The 20,743-nt window shown below is 70.9% G+C and carries 17 protein-coding genes; 6 read left to right on the top strand and 11 right to left on the bottom strand.

Features of this window, described 5'->3' with window-relative positions; translation table 11 throughout:
• The first annotated feature begins 24 nt into the window (after positions 1-24).
• Genes KDK95_RS11765 through KDK95_RS11755 form a run of 3 tightly spaced genes read left to right on the top strand, consistent with a single transcriptional unit; the run spans position 25 to position 2,976 of the window.
• Positions 25-816, top strand: coding sequence for an electron transfer flavoprotein subunit beta/FixA family protein (locus KDK95_RS11765; RefSeq protein WP_212518130.1), 792 nt, complete (start codon positions 25-27; stop codon positions 814-816).
• Positions 817-829: 13 nt separating this feature from the next.
• Complete coding sequence (locus KDK95_RS11760) at positions 830-1,783, top strand: electron transfer flavoprotein subunit alpha/FixB family protein (RefSeq protein ID WP_212518129.1); 954 nt, start codon at positions 830-832, stop codon at positions 1,781-1,783.
• 5 nt (positions 1,784-1,788) lie between these two features.
• Positions 1,789-2,976 (top strand): FAD-dependent monooxygenase, encoded by a 1,188-nt coding sequence (locus KDK95_RS11755; protein ID WP_212518128.1) that lies wholly within the window; start codon positions 1,789-1,791, stop codon positions 2,974-2,976.
• Positions 2,977-3,036: 60 nt separating this feature from the next.
• Here KDK95_RS11755 and arfA read toward each other — a convergent pair whose 3' ends face one another.
• The 5 genes from arfA to KDK95_RS11730 form a co-directional block, all read right to left on the bottom strand.
• The gene (arfA, locus tag KDK95_RS11750) at positions 3,037-4,551 is read right to left on the bottom strand and encodes an arabinosylfuranosidase ArfA (protein WP_307844319.1); all 1,515 of its coding nucleotides are present in this window, start codon (positions 4,549-4,551) and stop codon (positions 3,037-3,039) included.
• Positions 4,552-4,593: 42 nt separating this feature from the next.
• Positions 4,594-5,511 carry a carbohydrate ABC transporter permease gene (locus KDK95_RS11745; protein WP_212518127.1) on the bottom strand — a complete coding sequence of 306 codons (918 nt, stop codon included), beginning with the start codon at positions 5,509-5,511 and terminating at the stop codon, positions 4,594-4,596.
• Positions 5,501-6,412: a carbohydrate ABC transporter permease gene (locus tag KDK95_RS11740; RefSeq protein WP_212518126.1), complete on the bottom strand. Its 912-nt coding sequence runs from the start codon at positions 6,410-6,412 to the stop codon at positions 5,501-5,503. The genes KDK95_RS11745 and KDK95_RS11740 overlap by 11 nt, the downstream gene beginning before the upstream one ends.
• A gap of 13 nt (positions 6,413-6,425) precedes the next feature.
• Positions 6,426-7,709, bottom strand: coding sequence for an extracellular solute-binding protein (locus KDK95_RS11735; protein ID WP_212518125.1), 1,284 nt, complete (start codon positions 7,707-7,709; stop codon positions 6,426-6,428).
• Between the two features lie 146 nt (positions 7,710-7,855).
• Positions 7,856-8,938 carry a LacI family DNA-binding transcriptional regulator gene (locus tag KDK95_RS11730; RefSeq protein WP_212518124.1) on the bottom strand — a complete coding sequence of 361 codons (1,083 nt, stop codon included), beginning with the start codon at positions 8,936-8,938 and terminating at the stop codon, positions 7,856-7,858.
• Positions 8,939-9,343: 405 nt separating this feature from the next.
• Here KDK95_RS11730 and KDK95_RS11725 point away from each other — a divergent pair, with 405 nt between their 5' ends.
• The gene (locus KDK95_RS11725; RefSeq protein WP_212518123.1) at positions 9,344-12,133 is read left to right on the top strand and encodes an arabinofuranosidase catalytic domain-containing protein; all 2,790 of its coding nucleotides are present in this window, start codon (positions 9,344-9,346) and stop codon (positions 12,131-12,133) included.
• Positions 12,134-12,279: 146 nt separating this feature from the next.
• On the opposite strand, the gene KDK95_RS11720 is transcribed toward KDK95_RS11725, so the two are convergent.
• A complete protein-coding gene (locus KDK95_RS11720; protein ID WP_212518122.1) occupies positions 12,280-12,912 on the bottom strand; it encodes a TetR/AcrR family transcriptional regulator in 633 nt (210 codons plus the stop codon).
• An 87-nt stretch (positions 12,913-12,999) separates the two neighbouring features.
• On the opposite strand from KDK95_RS11720, the gene KDK95_RS11715 reads away from it, so the two are divergent.
• Entirely contained in the window at positions 13,000-13,983 is a 984-nt protein-coding gene (locus tag KDK95_RS11715; protein WP_212518121.1) for a zinc-dependent alcohol dehydrogenase family protein, read from the top strand.
• A 21-nt stretch (positions 13,984-14,004) separates the two neighbouring features.
• Here the strand turns inward: KDK95_RS11715 and KDK95_RS11710 are convergent, their stop codons facing one another.
• The gene (locus KDK95_RS11710) at positions 14,005-16,320 is read right to left on the bottom strand and encodes an RNA polymerase sigma factor (protein ID WP_212518120.1); all 2,316 of its coding nucleotides are present in this window, start codon (positions 16,318-16,320) and stop codon (positions 14,005-14,007) included.
• A 198-nt stretch (positions 16,321-16,518) separates the two neighbouring features.
• Here KDK95_RS11710 and KDK95_RS11705 point away from each other — a divergent pair, with 198 nt between their 5' ends.
• Positions 16,519-16,857, top strand: coding sequence for a hypothetical protein (locus tag KDK95_RS11705; protein ID WP_212518119.1), 339 nt, complete (start codon positions 16,519-16,521; stop codon positions 16,855-16,857).
• A gap of 63 nt (positions 16,858-16,920) precedes the next feature.
• Here KDK95_RS11705 and KDK95_RS11700 read toward each other — a convergent pair whose 3' ends face one another.
• The 4 genes from KDK95_RS11700 to KDK95_RS11685 all read right to left on the bottom strand — a co-directional run bounded on the left by KDK95_RS11700 (position 16,921) and on the right by KDK95_RS11685 (position 20,742).
• Positions 16,921-17,433, bottom strand: a complete 513-nt coding sequence (locus KDK95_RS11700) for a hypothetical protein (RefSeq protein WP_212518118.1) — start codon at positions 17,431-17,433, stop codon at positions 16,921-16,923.
• 128 nt (positions 17,434-17,561) lie between these two features.
• Positions 17,562-17,993 (bottom strand): SRPBCC family protein, encoded by a 432-nt coding sequence (locus KDK95_RS11695; protein WP_307844318.1) that lies wholly within the window; start codon positions 17,991-17,993, stop codon positions 17,562-17,564.
• Positions 17,994-18,025: 32 nt separating this feature from the next.
• Positions 18,026-19,273, bottom strand: a complete 1,248-nt coding sequence (locus KDK95_RS11690; protein WP_307844317.1) for an NAD(P)/FAD-dependent oxidoreductase — start codon at positions 19,271-19,273, stop codon at positions 18,026-18,028.
• A gap of 104 nt (positions 19,274-19,377) precedes the next feature.
• Entirely contained in the window at positions 19,378-20,742 is a 1,365-nt protein-coding gene (locus KDK95_RS11685; protein WP_212518117.1) for a hypothetical protein, read from the bottom strand.
• Position 20,743 lies beyond the last annotated feature (1 nt).

Raw genomic sequence — 20,743 nt, 5'->3', positions numbered from 1 at the left:
CCGGAAGGAAATTCGAACTCTCCCATGAACATCGTCGTTTGTGTGAAGCACGTGCCGGACGCCGGCGCCGACCGCCGGTTCGAGGCGGACCACACCGTGGACCGCGTGGACGTCGACGGCCTGCTCTCCGAGCTCGACGAGTACGCCGTCGAGCAGGCGCTGCGCATCAAGGAGTCGCGGGACGGGGACGACGCCGTGGTCATCGCGCTGACCGTCGGGCCCGAGCAGGCCGTGGACGCGGTGCGCAAGGCGCTGCAGATGGGCGCGGACAAGGCCGTGCACGTGCTCGACGACGCCGTCGCCGGCTCCGACGCGATCGCGACGTCGCTCGTCCTGGCCAAGGCCGTCGAGAAGCTGGGGCCGGTCGACCTCGTCGTCGGCGGCCTGGCCTCGACCGACGCGGGCATGTCCGTGCTGCCGTCGATGCTCGCCGAGCGCCTCGGGCTGCCGCAGCTGACCGGCGCGTCGTCCGTGGAGGCGAGCGGCGGGGCACTGCGGATCGAGCGCGACACCGACACCGCGACCGAGGTCGTCAGCGCGACACTGCCGCTGGTCCTGTCGGTCACCGACCGATCCGGCGAGGCACGCTACCCCTCGTTCAAGGGCATCATGGCGGCGAAGAAAAAGCCCCTTGATACGTGGAGTCTCGCGGACATCGGCGTCGAAGCCGATCAGGTGGGCTTGAGCGCCGCGTGGAGCACCGTCACCGAGACCGTCGCGCGGCCGCCGCGCACCGCGGGCGAGATCGTGACCGACGAGGACGGTTCAGGCGCCGCGGCGCTGGCCGAGTTCCTGACCGCCGAGAAGTTCATCTAAGGAGGCTGCGTCAATGTCTGAGGTCCTGGTCCTGATCGACCACGTGGCGGGCTCGGTGCGCAAGCCCACCTTCGAACTGCTGACCATCGCCAAGCGGCTCGGCTCCCCGTCGGCCGTCTTCATCGGCTCACCTGAGCACGTCGAGGGCGTGGTCGAGCAGGTGCGCGAGTACGGCGCGGACAAGCTCTACCCGATCGACGACGCCGGTCTGCGGGACTATCTCGTCGCGCCGAAGGCCGAGGCGCTGCAACAGCTCGCCGCCGGCAGGGACGTGGCCGCGATCCTGCTGCCGTCGTCGGCGGAGAACAAGGAGATCGCCGGCCGACTCGCCGTCAAGCTGCAGTCCGGCCTGATCACGGACGCCGTCGACGTCGCCGCCGACGGCACGACGACGCAGTCCGTCTTCGCGGGCGGATACTCCGTCACCGCGCGGGTCACCAAGGGCACGCCGATCATCACGGTGAAGCCGAACTCCGCCGCGCCCGAGGCTTCCCCCGGGTCCGGCATCATCGAGCACGTCGACGTGACGATCTCGGAGGGCGCGAAGACCGCCGTCGTCGAGAAGCGCGAGCCGCGTCAATCCACCGGCCGCCCCGAGCTGACCGAGGCCGCGATCGTCGTCTCCGGCGGACGCGGCACCAACGGCGACTTCGCCGAAGTCGAACGGCTCGCCGACGCCCTCGGCGCGGCCGTCGGCGCCTCCCGCGCCGCCGTCGACTCCGGCTGGATCCCCTACGCCTTCCAGGTCGGCCAGACCGGCAAGACCGTCTCGCCGCGGCTCTACGTCGCCAACGGCATCTCCGGGGCCATTCAGCACCGCGCCGGAATGCAGACCTCGAAGACCATCGTCGCGGTCAACAAGGACGCCGAGGCCCCGATCTTCGCCATCGCCGATTTCGGCGTCGTCGGCGACCTCGACACCGTCCTTCCGGCGCTCACCGCCGAAGTCGCCAGGCGCAAGGGCTGATCCGGTTGCGGCGCCCATCCGCCGGAGACGGCCCGCGCATAGCCGTCGTCGGCGGCGGCGTCGGCGGCCTGGCCGTGGCCGCGTTCCTGCGGCAGGCCGGGCTGAGCGCCAAGGTCTTCGAGCAGGCGCGGGAATTCGGCGGGGTCGGCGGCGGACTGGTGATCACACCGAACGCCGCGCGGCTGCTGCGGCGGCTCGGCGTCCTCGACCGGCTGCGCCGGGACGCCGCGCCGCTGGACTGGGGCTGGGAGTTCCGGCGCTGGCAGGACGGCACGGTGCTTGCCCGGGAGCAGCTCGCGGGCGTCTGCGAACGGCTCTACGGCGAGCGCACCTACGTGGCCGGCCGTGCGGCCCTGCTCGACGCGATCCGCTCGGCCGTGCCCGAGGACGCGATCGACCTCGGAGCGCGTTGCGCGGCGATCGAGGAGCGTCCGGGCGAGATACGGCTGAAGTTCGCGGACGGCAGTTCTACCAAGGCGGACATCGTGATCGGCGCGGACGGCGTGCACTCGGTCGTACGCGACGCGGTCGCGGAGACGACGACGCCGGCCGAGTCAGGCATGTGTGCCTTCCGCTCGATCGTCCCGGCGGAGCTGGCGCCGACCTTCGCGCTGCGCCGCGCCCAGACTCTCTGGGTCGGCCCAGGACGGCATCTCGTGCACTACCCCGTCGACGGCGGACGCTCGGTCAACCTGCTCGGCTTCGCCCCGGCCGCGCCCGGGGCGAAGGAGTCCTGGAGCGCGACCGCGGCCAGGAAGGAGTTCCTGGCCGAGTTCGAAGGCTGGGATCCGCGCGTCGCCGAGCTGATCCGCGCCGGCGGACGGCCGGGCCGCTGGTCGGTGCTGCATCACAAGCCCCTCCCCCGCTGGAGCACCTCCCGCATCACGCTCCTCGGCGACGCGGCGCACCCGCTGGCACCCGACTTCGCTCAGAGCGCCGCCCAGGCCATCGAGGACGCGGCCGTCCTCGCGGCCTGCCTCGCCGAGCACATCGACCAGCCGGCCACCGCCCTCCAGCTCTATCAGGGCTCCCGCATCCCGCGCATCGCGAAGCTGCAGCGCGCCGGACGCGACCTGAGCCGTATCAACCATCTGCCGGACGGCTCCGAGCAGCGCGCGCGGGACAGGGCGCTCGCCGCCGCCGGTCCGCTGGCGGCGAGCAGCTGGATCTACAAGTACGACGCCGTGGCCTGAGCCTGAGGCGGCGACCGGCGGCGGCCGAACGGCGACCGGCGGCGCATCGTGCCGCTGCCGTCACGCGCCTTCGGCCGGAGCCAGCCGGATCATGCTCCAGGACACCGGGGGCAGCTCGGCAGTGAGCCGCTCGCCGACGAGCTCGTGGCGGGTGCTCGGGCGCGGGGTGACGCGGTCCGGCTTCTGCCGGGAGTTGGTCTCCAGCAGGTCGGCGCCGCCCATCAGCACGTGCTCGACGACGCGCAGCGGCGCCGTGGAACGCACCTTCAGTTCGAGCTTGCCGGACCGGGCCTCGTCGCGGTTGACGGCGAAGACCGCGATCTCGCCGGTCTCCGGGTCGCGGGTCGCGGTCACGTCGACGGCGGGCGCGCCGAGGTCTTCGGCGCCCTCGGCCGCCGGGCCGGCCGGCTCCACGCGCAGGACCTCGCCGCGGGCGTGCCGCGCAGTCAGGGCGAAGGGGTGGAAGATCGTCTGACGCCAGGCGTCGGCGTCGGGCTCGGTGCGGATCGGGGCGATGACGTTCACCAGCTGGGCCAGGCAGGCCACGCCGATCCGGTCCGCGTGCCGCAGCAGGCTCATCAGCAGGCTGCCGACGACGACCGCGTCCTCGGTGGTGTACTCGTCCTCGATCAGCCGCGGCGCCTCGGCCCAGTCGAGGTTGTCCTGGCCGGCGAAGCGGCTCTCGTACCAGAGGTTCCACTCGTCGAAGGAGAGCTTGAGCTTGCGGCGCGAGCGCTTCTTCGCGCCGATGTGGTCGCAGGTGGCGACGACGCCCTCGATGAAGGTGTCCATGGTGTGCGCGGAGGCGAGGAACTGCGCGCGGTTGGTCGGGGTCTGCTCGAAGTAGGCGTGCAGCGAGATGTAGTCGACGTACTCGTAGGCGTGGTCGAGCACCTCCGCCTCCCAGCTGCCGAAGGTGGGCATGCGCTCGTTCGAGCTGCCGCAGGCGACGAGTTCGAGCTCCGGGTCGATCCGGCGCATCGCCTTGGCGGTCTCCGCGGCGAGCTGGCCGTACTGGGTCGCGGTCTTCTGGCCGATCTGCCAGGGCCCGTCCATCTCGTTGCCCAGGCACCACAGCCGGATGCCGTGCGGTTCGCGCACGCCGTGGGAGATGCGCAGGTCGGAGTACCGCGTGCCCTTGCCGAAGTTCGCGTACTCGAGCAGGTTGCAGGCGTCCTCGACGCCCCGGGTGCCGAGGTTGACCGCCATCATCGGCTCCACCCGGGCGCGCTTGGCCCAGGTCATGAACTCGTTGAGCCCGAAGGTGTTGCGCTCGATGGAGCTCCACGCGGTGTCCAGGGTCACCGGCCGGCCCTCCCGGGGGCCGACGCCGTCCTCCCAGCGGTAGCCGGACACGAAGTTCCCGCCGGGGTAGCGCACCACGCTCACCCCGAGCTCGCGGACCAGGTCGAGCACGTCGGAGCGCAGCCCGTCGGCGTCGGCGGACGGGTGGTCCGGGTCGTAGACGCCGCCGTAGACGCAGCGTCCCATGTGCTCGACGAAGGAGCCGAACAGACGCGGTGGGACCGTCGCGACGGTGAAGTCGGGATCGATCGTGGCGGTGGTGGTGAACACGCGGGCTCCGTTTCCGAGTCTTGCTTGAAGATGTTCGAGGTCTTACTTGATGCCGGTGGTGGCCACGCCCTGCACGAAGTAGCGCTGCAGCAGCAGGAAGGCGATGGCCAGCGGGGTCAGCGAGATCGCGGCACCCGCCATCAGCGCGGAGTGGTCCACGCCGGACTGGCTGGAGAACAGGGTCAGCGCGGCGGGCAGGGTCTGCATCCGGGTCTGGCTGCTGATGACCAGCGGCCACAGGAAGTCGTTCCAGAGCGCCGCGAACTGGATGATGAACAGCGTCGCCAGGATCGGCTTGGCGTTGGGCAGGATGATCCGCCAGTAGACGGTGAAGTCGTTGGCCCCGTCGATGCGCGCCGCCTCGTCGAGCTCGCGCGGCAGCTGCTGGAAGAACTGGCGCAGCAGGAAGATGCCGAGCGCGCTGGTGGCCCGCGGGATGATCAGGCCCTGGTAGCTGTTGAGCCAGCCGAAGTGGTAGATCGTCAGGAACACCGGCACCAGGGTGACCTGGAACGGCACCATCAGCGTCGCGAGGATCAGCACGAACAGCGCGTTCCGGCCGCGGAAGCGCAGCCGGGCCAGCGCGAACGCGGTCATCGAGTCGAACAGCAGCAGCAGGACGGTCGTGCCGCCCGCGAAGACGAAGGTGTTGACGATCAGGCGGGTGAACGGCAGCTGGTCGAGCACCGCGCGCACGCCGTGCAGGGTCCACTGGTCCGGCCACAGCCGCGCCGGGTCGGCGTAGAGGTCTCCGCTGGTGCGGAAGCCGACGCCGAGCATCCACAGGAACGGCAGCACGATCGCGGCCGCGCCCACGACGACCACCAGCCAGGACACCCCGGCCCCGAGGCGCCCGGCGATCCGGGCGAGGCGGCGCGGTCCGCCGGAGCGCAGTGCGGGGGGACGGCCGTTCCTGCGGCCGGCCGCGGCGCGCGGGGAGGTCAGTTCGCTAGTCGCCATCGCGGTTCCTCGCGACCCTCAGCTGGACGGCCGAGACCGCCAGGATGATGATGAACAGGACCCACGCGATCGCGCTGGCGTATCCCATCTGGAACTCCACGAAGCCCTTCTCGTACAGGTACATGACCACCGATTCGGTGCTGAACACCGGCCCGCCTCCGGTCATCGCGAAGACGAGGTCGAACAGCTGGAGCCCGGTGATGGTGGCGATCAGCGTGGTGAACAGCAGCGCGGGCCGCAGCGCCGGCAGGGTCACGGCGGTGAAGCGCCGCCAGGGTCCCGCGCCGTCGAGCATCGCCGCCTCGTACAGGTCCGCCGGCACCTGCTGCATCCCGGCGAGCAGCACGATCATCGTGAAGCCGACGTTCTTCCAGATGCCGACGGCGATCACCGTCGGCAGCGCGAGCGAGGTGGACTGCAGCCACTGCGGCGGGTTGGAGACCCCGAGGTCGCCGAGCCAGGCGTCGATCAGCCCGACCTGCGGGTCGAGCAGGAACTTCCACACGATGCCGACGACCACGAGCGAGGCGACGAACGGGAAGAAGTAGGCCGTGCGCAGCAGCGAGGAGTACCACGTGGTGCGGCGTAGCCGGGATGCGATCGCGAGTCCGAGCACGACCTGCCCGACGGTCACCGCGGCGGTGTAGATCGCGGTGACCCGCAGGGCGTTCCAGAACCGCGAGTCCTGCCACAGCGAGCGGTAGTTCGCCAGGCCGGTGAACGGGTTGTCGGCGGAGCCGATCGTCCAGTCGTGCAGGCTCATCCACGCGGACTGCAGGATCGGCTCGGCGATGAAGACGGCGATGAGCACGACGCTCGGGGCGACGAACAGGTAGGCCGAGTTGAACCTCCGCCGGGAGCGCCGACGCGGCGCGCCCGACGAAGGGCTGAGGCTGGTCATGGTCTCTCCGAGCTCAGGAGGCGCAGCCGGTGAGCTTGTTGATCTGGGTGGCCGCGGCGGCGGTGGCCGAGGCGACGTTCGCGCCGCGCTCGATCCGCTGGATCATCGGGACGTAGACGTCCGAGTCGATCGAGGTGGCCTCGGGAAGGCCGGCGAGGTAGAGCTTCGCGTCGGGCAGCGCCGAGGCGAACAGCGAGACCGTCGCGTTCCCGGACAGCGCGCTGCCGAGGTCGGTGCGGGCCGGCGGGAAGCCGGAGATCTGGGAGAACTTCAGCTGCGCCGCCTTGCCGGTGTACCAGGCGAGGAACTGCTCGGCCTGGGCGGTGTGCGGGCCGTTGCGCTCGATCATCAGCGGCACCGTCGAGGCGAGGGTGACCGGTCCGGCGGAGCCGACGGGCACCTTCACCATGCCGAGGTTGATGCCGGCGGAGGTGTAGCCGGAGGCCGCCCACGGCCCGTTGATCTCCATCGCGGCCTTCTTCGAGGAGAACAGCGTGTCCGCGTCGGCGCCGGCCTGGCCGACCGGGCTGATGTGGTCCTGGATGACGAGCTGGCTCCACTGGGTCAGCGCGCTGACGCTGGCCGCGCTGTTCACGGTGGCGCAGCCCTTGGAGTCGACGATGTCGCCGCCGCTCATCCACTGCAGGATCGGCCACATCTGGATGGTGTTGTTGTCCGCGAGGGAGAGCCCGTACTGCGAGACCTTGCCGCCGGAGGAGACGGTGAGCTTCTTGGCGTCGGCGATGAAGTCGGCCTCGGTCGTCGGCGCCGCCTTGATGCCCGCCGCGGCGAACATGTCCTTGTTGTAGTACAGGACGAGCGTGGCCATGTTCGCGGGCACCGCGTAGAGCTTGCCGTCGACGGTGAAGGCGTTGCGCACGACGCTCGGGAAGGCCGAGGAGTCGATCTGCCCGGAGCCGGTGCCGACGGCGCTGTCGAGCGGCAGCACCGAGTTCGTCTTGATGTAGTTGAAGATCGAGCCCGGGTCCGAGCTCGGCGTGGCCAGGTCGGGGCCGCCGCCGGTGGCCCAGGCGGCCGGCAGCTTCTGCGCCACCGTCGCCCACGGCTCCGCGGTCATGGTGACGTGGATGTCCGGGTGCGACGTGTTGAACTCGGTGACGAGCGCCTGGTAGGAGGCCTCGTCGGGTCCGGTGAACCCGGTGAGCATGCTCAGCTGCACCACGCCGCCGGAGGAGCCGGTGCTCACTCCGTTGTTCCCGCATCCGGCCACCAGGGTCACGGCCGCGACCGCGGCCGCCAGACAGGTCGCTCTTCCGCGTCGACCGAAAGCTGACATCGTTATCAGGCTCCTCATTATCGGTTGATGGTGCGCATTGCGGGATACGGGCACCGCGCGGCTGTGCGCGGCACCGGGTTCGAAAGGTCCGGTCCAGGGAGCCCGGGCTCGTGCCCGGGCTCAGACGGCCGGGCTCGTGCCCGGGCTCAGTCGGGCGGGCAGCCGCAGGATTCGCGGGCGACGAGCTCGATCGGCACGTTCTCGTGCGTGACCGGCTCGGCGGCGCCGTCGATCAGGTCGAACAGCCGCCGCGCCGCGCGGCGGCCGAGCTCCTCGGCGGGCACCCGGACCGTGGTGATCGCCGGGGTGGTCAGCCGGGAGACGCCGAAGTCGTCATAGCCGACCAGGGCGACGTCCTGCGGGACGCGCAGCCCGCGCGAGCGCAGTTCCAGCAGCGCGCCGTAGGCCATCTCGTCGTTCGCGGCGAAGATCGCCTGGAGTCCGGGCATGCCGTCGAGCAGCTGCGCGGCGCAGGCGCGCCCGGCCTCCTCGCTGAAGTCGCCGACCGCGAGGCTCTGCACGCACGGTTCGGGGCTCTCGGCGATGGCATCGCGGAAGCCCTGGTAGCGATCCAGCGCGGTCTGGTGCTCGAGCGGGCCGCTGATGTGCCCGATCCGGCGCAGCCCGTGCTCGGCGATCAGATGCCGGGTGGCCGCGGCCGCGCCGGCGACGTCGTCCATGCCGACCGACACCGCGTGCGGCAGGTGCGGGTAGCGGCCGATCAGCACCACCGGCAGCCCGCCGTCGACCATGCGGCTGACGTTCGGATCGTTGATCGCGGCCGACGCGATGATCGCCCCGGCCGCCGCCTGCGAGCGCAGGATCCGGTCGTAGGCCGCCGGATCGTGGTCGGTGGCGGGGTTGGTGGAGATCAGCACCGCGGTGTCCTGCGCGTTGGCCGCCTCGTTCACCCCGACCAGCAGGTGCATGAAGTAGGGGTGGCCGAACACGTGCTGCGCGGTGTTCGGGACCACGACCGCGATCGAGGTCGAGCGCCCGGCGCGCAGCGCCCGGCCGGCCGAGTTCGCGACGTACCCCAGGTCGCGGGCCGCCGCGCGCACCGCCTCCTTCGTCTCCCGGCCGATCCGCGGGTGGTCCGCGAGGGCCATCGACACCGCGCTCGGCGAGACGCCGACCACCGAGGCGATGCTGCGCAGCGTCGCGGGACCGCGGCCGCGGGCCGACTGCGGCTTCGGGCTCGGGGCCGTCGCGTTCTCGGACTCAGACATCGGCGCTTCCTTCGGTGGCCGTCGATCTCGGTTGCTCAATCGTTTGAGCACTCTGGCAAAGCCGTTCGCAGCGAAAATCGATCGGGGGGATTCGGCTGCTCTAACGCTTCAGCACGGAAGCTAGGGGCTCTCGCCGGTGGATGTCAAGACCCCGGCTTCTCCTGCCGCGCGCGGGACCGAATCGCCCCGGTTCCCTTGACCGGGCCCTGGAGCGAGCCTATGGTCTGCATCGCCACCGGCCCGCATCGATTCCGCCGCCGCACAGCGCGCGGCCGGAGCAGCCGGATCCACCCCTACTCCCCGCTCCGCAGCTCAGCCCCGCTGAACAGGTCTGCTCAATCGATTCAGCAGGTTCGGTGGACATACCCGCCCATCGACGTACAGCTCTCACGATCGGAGAGATCCATGAAGCTGCGCACCGCCGCCACGAAGACGTGGTCCTTGGTGTGCGTCGTCCTCCTCGCGGTCACGATGCTCACCCAAGCCGCCGCGCCGCCCGCGCGCGCGAGCACCTCGACGCTGCCGTGCGACGTGTTCGCCTCCGGCGGTCAGAACTGCGTGGCCGCCTACAGCACGGTCCGCGCGCTCTCCAGCGGCTACAGCGGGCCGCTCTACCAGGTCACCCGGCAGTCCGACGGGACCACCACCGACATCGGGCTGCTCGGCACCGGCGGCTACGCCGACGCGGCCGCCCAGGACTCGTTCTGCGCGAACACGGTCTGCACGATCACCAAGATCTACGACCAGTCGGGCCGTCACAGCGATCTGGGTCTGGGCCCGGCCGGTAGTTCGGGCTCCGCCAACATCCCGGCCCGCGCGGACGCCCTGCCGGTGACCGTGAACGGGCACAAGGCGTACGGCGTGCGGATCACCGCGAAGGTCGGCTACCGCTACATCCCGTCCACGGCGAACTCGCCGGCGCCCGGGATGGCGGTCAACGGCCAGCCCGAGTCGATGTACGAGGTCGCGAGCGGCACCGACGCCACCGACCACTGCTGCTTCGACTTCGGCAACATGGAGACCAGCGCGACCGACACCGGCGCCGGGCACATGGACGCGCTGATCATCTCCACGTGGTGCGGCGTCTCGCCGTGCACCGGGAAGGGCCCGTGGGTCCAGGCGGACATGGAGAACGGCGTCTACATGGGCAACGGGTCGAGCGCCAACCCGTCCAACGTCAGCGAGAACTCGAAGTTCATCACGGCCGTGCTGCGCAACGACGGCCAAAGCCGATTCGCCTTGGATGGCGGTGATGCCACCGGGCCATCGCTGACATCGCTCTATTCCGGCGCCCTTCCGAGCGGCTACTCGCCGATGCACCAGGAGGGCGGCATCGGGCTCGGCGTGGGCGGCGACCAGAGCGACATGGCCCCCGGCGCGTTCTTCGAGGGCGCCATCGTCTCCGGCTACGCCTCGGACAGCACGATCGCCTCCGTCCAGTCGAACATCGCCGCCGCCTCCTATGCGGGCACCAGCGGCGGCGGCCCCGGCGTGCCGGTGACCGGTCCGGGCGGATCGTGCCTGGACGTGAGCGGGAACGACAACGGCGGCGACGGCACCGCCGTCGACATCTGGAGCTGCCAGCACGACGCCGTCGACCAGGACTGGCAATACCTGCGGACCGTCCCCGACCAGGGACTGCCGTCCAACACGGCGGCGCCCTCGTGGCAGTATCCCGAGGAACTCGTCACCATGGGACGCTGTCTGGACATCGACGGCGACGGCACCGCGTCCGGCACCAAGGTAGAGCTCTGGGACTGCAACGGCGTCGGCGGCCAGCAATGGGTGCCGCAGTCGAACGGCACCCTGCTCAATCCGCAATCAGGCCTCTGCCTGACCAGTCCGAACGGCAGCACCGCCAACGGCACGGTGCTTGATATCGAAGCCTGCACGGCAGCCGCTGACCAGCAGTTCCTCATCTCCCCGGGCTGGCTGATCCAGGGGCAGACGATCTCCGCGCCCGCGGGCGACTGCGTCGGGAGCACTGCGGGGGCGGCAGCCGTGGCCGGCACGGCCGTCGATCTCGCCTCCTGCGCCCGCGAGGACGCCGACCAGTACTGGTGGCAGAACGGCGACGAATCGATCACGGCGCTGAACATGTGCCTCGACATCGACGGCAACGTCACCGCGTCCGGTACGAAGGTCGAACTCTGGACGTGCAACGGCGTCGGCGGCCAGAAGTGGGTACAGCAGACCAACGGCACGCTGCTCAACCCGCAGTCAGGCCTCTGCCTCACCGACCCCGGCGGCAGTACGAGCGCGGGCACCGTCCTCGACATCGAGGCGTGTACGGGCGCCGCCGACCAGCTGTTCTCCGTCAACAGCGGCCACCCGATCAGCGCGCCGGGCGGCAAGTGCGTCGACGTGCCCGGCAACGACCTGTACGGCGCCATCGGCCCCCAGCTGCAGATCTGGGACTGCCAGCCGAACGCCGTGGACCAGCACTGGACTTACGACTCGGCCAGCGAGTCGCTCCAGGACCTCGGCAAGTGCCTCGACATCGACGGCGACAGCACCGCCTCGGGCGCGCACGTGGAACTGTGGGCCTGCAACGGGATCGGCGGCCAGAAGTGGGTCCAGCAGCCGGACGGCACGCTGATCAACCCGCAGTCGGGCCTCTGCCTCACCGACCCGGCCGACAACACGGCCAACGGCACGCAGCTCGACATCGAGGCGTGCACCGGCGGCGCCTCGCAGCAGTTCGGCTACCTGGGCGCGGTCGCGCTGGCACCCGGTACGGAGGTCTCCTTCCGGGCCACCACGTCCTGCTGCACGGGAGACTTCATCCGCCACCAGAACGGCGTCGCGGTGATCTCCCCCATCACGGTCGCCAGCTCCACGACCGACAAGCAGGACGCGACGTGGATCGTCGAGCCCGGCCTGGCGAACAGCTCGTGCGTCTCGTTCGAGTCGAAGAACTACCCGAACGGCTACCTCAGGCAGACCGGCGGCGCCGTCTACCAGCAGCAGAACGACGGCACCGGCCAGTTCGCCTCGGACGCGACCTTCTGCCCCACCCCGGGCAAGAACGGCCAAGGCGAGTCCCTCTCCTGGAACGCCACCCCGGCCGACTACCTCCGCCACTACAACGGCGACGTCTACGTCGCCAGCGACGGAGGCAGCGCCGCCTGGGACAGCTCGACGTCCTGGACCGACGACGTCAGCTGGCTCCCGCAACCGGCCTGGGCGCCGTAGCGGTGGCGGGTAGCAGGTAGCAGGTCGTCGCCCAACCGCGGCGCGGCCGGGTCCGGCACCCTTGCCAGTGCCGGACCCTGCCGCGTCCAGGGCTGAAGCAGAACAGGAAGCCGGTGCTCGCCGGAGGCGGATGCGGACCGGATCGGCTAAGGGGTACGGAGCACCTCGTCGACGAGATCCGGCTTGCGGGGCAAGGCGGCGTTCGTCGCGTTCTCGCGCAGGCCGTCCAGCGCGAGCGCGGCGAATCGGCGGGCCGCCGCGGCCCGGATCGAGGGGCGGATCGACGACAGTCCGCGGCAGGACAGCAGGACGAGTACGAGGTCGTCGATGGCGAAGTCGCGTCGCAGCCGGCCGGCGCGCTGCGCCCGGGCGGCGAGTTCTTCGAGTTGGCGCAGCACGGCGGCCCGATGGTGCGCGAACACGGGCGCCCGCGGGTTGGCCGACATGAACGCGTCGACGAACCCGGTGTTCTCGACGTTGAGCACGCACAACTCCTCGATGACGGACGAGAAGCCGCGCCAGGCGTCCGGATCGGCGCATCCGTCCGCGACGATCCCGCGGCACGCCCGCAGTTCGTCCGCGAACACGTCGTCGATGAGCACCTGCTTCGTCGGGAACCTCCGGTAGAGCGTCGCCGGACCCACGCCGGCGTCGCGCGCCACATCGCGCATCGAGGCGTCAAGGCCGCGTTCGGAGAACAACGCACGTGCCGCCTCCAGGATCTTGTCGCGATTCTCCCGAGCGTCCGCGCGCAGGTTGTGAGTCACTTCTCCGGTCATCGATCTCACTTCCGCTAAGTGGACGCACCCGTCCAGTACCGTTCGCATGGTACCTGAACAGGCCAGATGGATCAGGAGAGGCTTCCCATGCGCGCGGTGGTTATCGAGAAGTTCGGCGACCCGTCCGGGATGGCGGTACGCGAGGTCGCGGATCCGCCGCCGCCGGTGGCGGGCCAGGTCGTGATCGGCACCGAGGCGATCGGAGTCGGCGGCGTCGACGCCGTGATCCGCCGCGGAACCCTCGGCGGCTACGGATTCGCCGAGGGGTTGATCCCCGGCAGCGAGGTCGCCGGCACCGTCACCGCCGTAGGCCGCGACGTCGACCCGTACTGGCTCGGCCGACGCGTCTGGGCTTTCACCGGAACGGGCGGAGGCTACGCCGAGCAGGCGACCGCCCGCATCGACGACATCACCCCGCTGCCGGACGGTCTCACCGCGGTCGATGCCGTGACCCTCGGCAGCGCAGCCACCGTCGCGCACTTCGCCCTGGCCCACGCCCATTCCGCCCCCGGCGAGTCAGTACTCGTACGCGGCGCGGCAGGCAGCATCGGCATCGCCGCAGTGGAGTTGGCCGCCCGCGGCGGTGCGGGCCTCATCGCGGTCACCACCTCGTCCGCCGAGCGTGGCCGCCGCCTCAGAGAACTCGGCGCGACGCTCGTCCTCGACAGAGCAGGGCACGGCGACGATGACGAGCACGCCGACCGCGCCGAGCCGGCCATGTTCGACGTCGTCATCGACATCGTCGGGGGACCGGCCGTCGGCGAGTTCATCGACCGCCTCAAGCCCAACGGCCGCATGATCGTCGTCGGCATCGTCGCGGGCCTGCCCCCGGCGGACTTCGGAATGCGCCTGATGCACTCCTTCCAGCGATCCCGCTCGTTCGCGACCTTCAGCCTCAACACCGTCCCGGTCCCCGAGCGCAACGCCGTCCGCGCGGAACTCCTCGACGCCGCCGCGACCGGCCGCCTCCACCCCGTCGTCCACGAGGTCCTGCCGCTCGATCATGCCGCCGAAGCGCACCGCCAGATGGACGACGGCACCGTCTTCGGCCGCATCGTCCTCACGCCGTAGAACGCCAAGGGAGCGCCGCGCTCAGCTCATCGGCATGACCCGGGCCACGACGATCGAGGTGCTGGTGCTGCCTGCGGCCGCGTAGGCGGCGCTGCCGTCCGGGTAAGCCTTGAAGGACATGTATGCGTTGTCGGGGACGTCGATCGTGAACCGGCCGCCCACGGTGGCGCCGGTTCCGGAGTTGTAGACCTGCGCGGCGATTTCCGAGCCCGAGCCCCAGGCGAGCAGCATCCGGCCGCCGTAGGTGACCAGGTGCGGGTGGCTGGTGTCGGCGGCGGTCTCGACGGTCTTGTCCGAGGAGCCGGTGCTGAAATGGTCCAGGCGGGCGTGGCCGCCCTGGCTCCAGCCGACCCAGTACCCCGCGTTGCTGGACAGGACGATGTCGCCGCCGAACAACGTGCCGTCGCAGGTGCCTGTCGCCACAGTCTGATACGTGGCCGGCTGGGCTATCCGGCAGCCGTTGTCAGTGGCGCAGACCATGACGAAGCGACCGGCACGTGGATCCCAGACGATGTGCGTGTCCCAGCTATGGCTGCATCCGAGGCCGAAACTGCCGTGTCCTGACAGCAGGTTCCCGGTCGGGCCGACGACCTGCATACGGTCGCCTTCGTGGATGTCCACGCAGCTGCCGTTCTGCACGGTGATGGCGTCGGCGAAGTAGGCCGCGTAGTCGGTGCCGTCGTACGCGAGCCGGCCGTGATGCTGGTACCACCAGACGAAGTTCGCGCCGTCGTCGTAGCCGCCGCGGCTGCTGGTCAGGTTCGTGACCTGCTGCTCCCATACCTCGCGGCCCGAGTTGTCGAAGCGGATCATCCACATGGTGTTGCACGGGCTGGACGTGCCGCCGCACAGCGGGCCGTCGTGGCAGTTGCCCTTGCGGGTCAGCAGCAGCACGCCGCCGTTCGCGTCGGCCGCGACGTCCTCCAGATCGATGCCCGTGAAGCTCGTGGGCGTGCCGACCAGATGGTCGGCGCAGTCCAGCTTGCCGAGGTACACGTTGCCGTTCGTGCCGAGCCAGGCCAGCCACGAGGTGCCCGACGGAGTCGCCGCGATCGCCATCGGCAGGGGATCGGTGTCGGCCTGGCTTCCGTAGCCCGTGACCGAGACTCCGACGTCGACCGTCGTCGTGCGCACCACCGGCGACGACCCGGCGGTCCGGTCACAGCCGCCCGCCGCGACCGGTGACGCCGAGTGCGAGGCGGAAGAGGCCTTGGCCGGGCTCGGTGAGACGCTGTGCGTGGCGGACGGCGTGAGCTTGGCTCTGGCGGTGGTGGCGGGCGCCTTGGTGGCCACCGTGATCGTCGCCGACGTGTTGGTGGGGGCGGGGCGCGTGGCCGCGTAGACCGTACCCACCGCGACAGTGGCGACTACGAGGACTGCGGCGACCACCTTCGCCGAGCCGTGCAGCGCGACGCGGCGCGCGGTGCGGCCGTGCTTGACGGCCCGTCGGCCGTGCGAGGCGGCCCGAGTGGGCCCGGAGGCAGTCGCCGTCGTAGCTGCCTTCGACGCCGCCGCGGACACGTGCCCGGCACCCGCGATGCGGGTCGCGAGCAGAGCGGGAACCGGCACGAGGCCGAGACCGACCAGTAGCCGTTCCGCGGGCACCAGGCCCTCGCGGTGCACGGCGCACGTCACGCAGTCGCGGACGTGGCGTGCGAACAGCTTGCGCCACGCGGAGGCCGGCCGTCCGTCCCAGCGCCGTGCCAGGGCGGCGAATTCCTGGCATCGCGGAACCGCCTGAATCGCCCGCACGACGGTCCGGGCCGTCTCCAGCTGCGCCTTCATCCGCTGGATGCGCACCGATGCGTGGCCTGGGCTCAACCCGAGTGCCGCGACGAGATCCGCGCGTGTCAGCTCGCCGGCGGCCTCAAGCCACCAGAGCGCCAGCAGTTCGCGATCCTCCTCGTCGAGCCAGCGCGTGGCCAGCGCGGTCTCCCGGCGCTGGTCGGTCAGCTCGAGCCGCAGGATCGTCAGGTCCACGAAGTCGGCGCCGGGATCGGCCGCGTCCAGCTGCGCTTCCGGATCGCGCCCGAAGCCGGCCGACTCCGTCTGCCGCGACCGCCAGCGGTCCCGCACCAGCCGCATCGCGATCGCCACCGTCCAGGAACGGAACGCGGCCGGGTCGCGCAGTTCCCGCAGCCGGTCCACGACGCGGAACAAGGTCTCCTGGACCACGTCGTCGACCTCGTGGCTGCCGTCCAGGGCGCGGCCCACGATGTTGTAGAGCAGTGGAAGGTACCGGTCCACCAGCACGTCGAGCGCGGCCTGGTCGCCGGTCTGAGCCGCCGTGACCAGAGCCGTCTCGTCAGGCGCGCCGCCTGATCTCCTGTCGTACACCGTCGCTCCCTGGCAGATTCCGTTCGGACGACTAGGAGACGGCCGCGGATCCACGGAAAAACAGAAACGGCGAGAATCTATCGCTCACGGCGCTCGGAGGGCCCGCCCAACTCGGGACTCTCGGCCCTGCCCGCGCCGCTACGGCGATGTTTCGCTGAAGTCACAGCAATCCGAAGCAGCAGAGCAGAAAGGCCGATCATGACCGCTCACACCTTCGTCCGACGCGGAACCGGGCTGGCCGCGATCATCGCCGTCGGGTCGCTGGCGGGCATGCGCCGCCGCCGCGAGAACGGCACGATCGCCGACGCCGGCACCGAACCCGGCGAGCAGACCGTGGTCCGCTGCTGCGCCCACCACGTGTTCACCACGATGTGGACAGAGCAGAGCGCCCACACGGTCGGGCGCTACGGCCCGATGCGGATGCAGCGCTGCCCGGTGGCCGGGCACTGGAGCCTGGTGACCCCGGTCCGCGGCGAGGAACTGACCGACGAGCAGCGGCAGGCGGCCGCGGCGTTCCGCGACGAGCGCGTCGGCTGACCGTCGCGGACGCGCTCGTTCACGCGCTCCCGGCCGGCGAGGTCGGGCTCCCCCGGAGACCTCTCAGCGCGAGGCGTGGGCCATCTCGTCGAGGGCCGGCGGCGGGGCGCTGGCGAGCGGGATGCACGCCGCGAACGCCTCGTCGAGTATCGTTCCCGACCCGTCCGCGTGCGGCCGCAGCCGGTCACCTGTGGTGATGCCGATCCACTGGCCGCCCTGGATCTGCTTCCAGACTTCTCCGTAGACCCCGGCGTCCATCGTCAGATCGATCACGCCGCGCGCGTCGGTCGGCTGGGTGATCTCCAGCCGCAGCGCGACGCGCGGCTGCTCCGCATCCAGCAGGCGCCACGACGTACGCGCCGTCGTGCGGTGGTGCACCTCGGCGGCACCGACCGTGTCGAGCAGCGCGAACAGCGCCTGCAGCTGCGGCGCACCGGCCCAGGAACGTTCATCCTCGGCGATGAAGAACGTGAGCAACGGATGCACCCGGGCGGCGGGAGGAACCCGGCCGGGCCGGAAGACCTCGATCCTGCGCGCTTCGATCTTGGGCGCCCTGCTCCACCGCGCACGCCTCATGCGCGTCCAAGCAGCCTCGCGTCGCTTCCCGGTCGCCGTCACCCTCGGCCCTCCTTACGCCCGAAAACCCCGAGCCCCATCCTGCGCCCTGAATGTGGCATTCGTCGAGAGGCGCGTTGGCATTCATGTCACAGTTCGCTCAGCACCTCGGTCATGCGCTCGGCGACCCGATCGGCCAGTCGCTCGAACGGCGGACGCATGAGCGGGGAGACCATGCGCAGCAACCCGGCGAAGGTGATGCGGGCGCTGTAGGTGATCCGGGTGCCGGCGGGAAGCGGCTGGAAGCTCATGTCGTCCACGCTTTCGGCATTCTCGTTCGTCCCGCGGAACACCAGCCGATCCGGCTCGAGGACGTCCAGCCGGTAGCGCAGCACGGCCGACCGGCCCATGAACTCCGAGGTGTTGATCCACTCCGCGCCGACCTGGAGCGGCCCGTCGTCGCAGCGTACGCACTGGTGCGTACCGGGGTCCCACTCCTCGGCGTTCGTAAAGTCCTTCAGGTAGTCCCGCACCCGCTCCATTGGCGCGGACACGGTGATGGTGCGGCTGACGGCGACCACGTGGTTTCCTCCGGTTGCGATAGGTCGATTGCTCAGTGCGAGATCTCATCGGCGAGTGCCTCACGTGCCGCGCGGGCGCCGGAGGCCATGGCGCCTTGGACCGAGCCCGTGGCGCGATGGTCGCCGCAGAGCTGGAGGCGCGGGCCGACCACGGTCCCCCGCGACAGGGGCCACGGCGGCGTCATCCTCGGCAGCGCCTGCGGGACGGGGTAGGCGGCGAGCAGCTCCCACGATGCCGTGTCGGTGTCGTAGAGCTCAGCGAGGCGCGCGCGGACCTTGGACTCGTCGATCGGCCGCGTGCCGAGCGCGGATGTGGAGATCAAGGCATAGCCGCGCGGCGCGAAGTTCGGCTGCACGTTCGAGACGACGAGGCTGTTCAGGACGATCGAATCGGCATCGACCACCAGGAGCGGCTCGTCGATCGGCGCACGCGGTGCCACGTGGTAGTACGTCGTGACGGCGTTGACCTCAACCTCCGGCAGACTCGGCAGCAGCGCTCGGGCCGACGAGGGATCGGTGGCCACGATCACCCGGCGGGCCCCGAGCTCGGTCCCGTCCGCCAGCACCGCACCGTCGTCGGTCAGGGTCCGCACAGTGCACTCGTACGCGATCGTGCCCGCGGGGAGGTCTTCGGCCATCTGCCGTGCCACCGCCCCGATACCCTGCGCGGGGAGCACCGCGGAACCGCGCAGCATGCTGCGCCAGACCAGGCCGAGGACGCGGCTCGACGTGGCGAGGTCGTCCTCCAGGAAAACCCCGGCGAAGAAGGGCCGCAGCACCTCGTCGATGAACCCGGCGGAGCAACCGCCGCGCCCGAGCGCGAGACGTGCCGGAACGTCGAGTCCTGACTTGATGCCGCGCACGCCGCCGAAACCCACGCGCGCGCTGTAGAGCCCGAACCGTGCCAGGTCCCCGGCCCGGCCGAGCCCGCCCGCTGACAGCTCGCGCCAGACGTGCCGGTCGCGCGCGGGGTGGGCGAACCTGCGGCGCACTCCGCCTCCGCTCAGAGCGAACCCCGGACTCAGTTCCCGCACCCCCAGCGAGGCGGTGCGGATCCGGCGGCGCGTCTGCGGGTAGCCGGGGTTGAACACCTGGAACCCGCGGTCGAGGACGAACCCGTCGCGCGTGTCCGTGCGCATCCGGCCGCCGGGCCGGTCGCCGGCCTCGACGACCCGGACCGACCAGCCGGCGCGCGACAGGTCCTGGGCGCACGTCAATCCGGCCATACCGGCGCCGATGATCAGGGCGTCGACGGCGGCAGCCTGGGAGGGACGGTCCACGGCCGAATCCTTTCGCCCGACCAGCGCGGGGGGTTGGTGCCTCCAACCTCCAGCGCGGGGGGCGAACTCGGCAACTTGCGTAGGTTCTGCGTAGAAAGCCGGGGCTAGCCGGCCGAGAGGTTCCCGACGTCGAGGCGGCGGTGATCGGGCTTGAACGGGAGCTCCGTGACCGTCGCGCGGATCTCGCGCTGCGGCGTTCCCGGGCGGCCCCACAGCACGGTCACGGCGGTGCCCGCGGCGGCATGCTCGGCGTCGATGACGCACAACGAGATCATCGAGCGCAGGCCCGCGCTGAGCGTGCGTCCCGACGAGACGCCGACCGGTCTTCCGGCCGCGAGCACCTGGTCGAAGCTCGGGCCGGGTTGGCGCGGCAGCTCCATCTGGTCCGGGATCTCGGCCTCTCCGAGGACGGAGGTGAGCACGGATGCCACGTCCTCGACGTTCCAGACGAGGCCCATGAGCTTTCGGCCGCCCCCCTCCGCCGAGTCGGCGACCACGGCGTCGCGGCCGAGGAACTCGTGCGAAGCGGTCGCGCCGCGTCGGCCCCAGCCGAGCTCGGACGGCTTGCGGAAGTAGTCGCTGACCGCGGTGGGCGCGAAGCTCCCGCCGATCTCGCCGCGCCGGAACTGCCGGGGTGCGCCCGGGGTCAGGATCGCGGAGGGCAGGTAGTCGAGGCCGTTGGTGGCGATTCCGGCCTCGATGTGCTGGACCGGCTGGGAGCGCAGGCCCAAGCGCCGGATGCCGAATTCCGCGCCGGCGTCGGCGATCGCGGACCAGACCTCGTTCGCATCGGCGGAGCGGCCGTGCACCTCGTAGCCGAGCTCGCCGGAGATCCCGGTCCGCAGGACCCGAACCGGCATGCCCTCGATCTCCGCCTCGCGGCTGCGGTTGAACGCGATGTCGCGCAGGCCGGCGCCGACCGCCTTCTCGAGCGCGAACAGGGACGCGGGACCCTGGACCCCGAAGATGAACCGATCCGGGCTCACGTCCTCGACCTCGGCGTCCCACCGGTCCTGGGAGAACTGCCAGACCAGCCAGTCGCCGCTGCCCGCCGTGTAGAGGAACTCCTCCTCGCCGAGGCGGCACAGCACGCCCTCGGACGCGATCCACCCGTTCCCGTCGAGCTGGACGTGGTGCTTGACCTGCCCGAGCGCGAAGCGCGTGAGGTCGTTCATCCCGAGCCAGGACAGGAACTCCAGCGCCTGCGGACCGCGCACGAGAATCTTGTTCAGCGACGTCCAGTCGCCGAGGTAGCAGGTGCTCGTGTGCGCGCGGCACTCATCGACCCAACCCGTGTACTCCAACGGCAGCATGATCTGCGCGAAATGGCCGAACGCCCCGCGCGGATTCGCCTCGTCCTGCGCGGCGGCCGCGGGCGAGAACAGCGGCGGGCGCTGCACGACGAACGGAGCCTCCCGGTGCCGCACGACGTCTTCGTAGGTCTGCCGTTGCCGCGCGCCGTTGTCCATT

The sequence above is a fragment of the Actinospica acidithermotolerans genome (assembly GCF_018139625.1).
Lineage (GTDB): Bacteria > Actinomycetota > Actinomycetes > Streptomycetales > Catenulisporaceae > Actinospica > Actinospica acidithermotolerans.
Note: the sequence above shows the minus strand (reverse complement) of the source record. Positions and strands in the feature narration are given on the sequence as shown.

Coding starts and splice junctions, on each gene's coding strand:
- KDK95_RS11765 (WP_212518130.1), top strand. CDS start 25: ATGAACATCGTCGTTTGTGTGAAGCACGTGCCGGACGCCGGCGCCGAC.
- KDK95_RS11760 (WP_212518129.1), top strand. CDS start 830: ATGTCTGAGGTCCTGGTCCTGATCGACCACGTGGCGGGCTCGGTGCGC.
- KDK95_RS11745 (WP_212518127.1), bottom strand. CDS start 5,511: ATGGCGACTAGCGAACTGACCTCCCCGCGCGCCGCGGCCGGCCGCAGG.
- KDK95_RS11740 (WP_212518126.1), bottom strand. CDS start 6,412: ATGACCAGCCTCAGCCCTTCGTCGGGCGCGCCGCGTCGGCGCTCCCGG.
- KDK95_RS11735 (WP_212518125.1), bottom strand. CDS start 7,709: ATGTCAGCTTTCGGTCGACGCGGAAGAGCGACCTGTCTGGCGGCCGCG.
- KDK95_RS11730 (WP_212518124.1), bottom strand. CDS start 8,938: ATGTCTGAGTCCGAGAACGCGACGGCCCCGAGCCCGAAGCCGCAGTCG.
- KDK95_RS11725 (WP_212518123.1), top strand. CDS start 9,344: ATGAAGCTGCGCACCGCCGCCACGAAGACGTGGTCCTTGGTGTGCGTC.
- KDK95_RS11720 (WP_212518122.1), bottom strand. CDS start 12,912: ATGACCGGAGAAGTGACTCACAACCTGCGCGCGGACGCTCGGGAGAAT.
- KDK95_RS11715 (WP_212518121.1), top strand. CDS start 13,000: ATGCGCGCGGTGGTTATCGAGAAGTTCGGCGACCCGTCCGGGATGGCG.
- KDK95_RS11705 (WP_212518119.1), top strand. CDS start 16,519: ATGACCGCTCACACCTTCGTCCGACGCGGAACCGGGCTGGCCGCGATC.
- KDK95_RS11700 (WP_212518118.1), bottom strand. CDS start 17,433: ATGAGGCGTGCGCGGTGGAGCAGGGCGCCCAAGATCGAAGCGCGCAGG.
- KDK95_RS11685 (WP_212518117.1), bottom strand. CDS start 20,742: ATGGACAACGGCGCGCGGCAACGGCAGACCTACGAAGACGTCGTGCGG.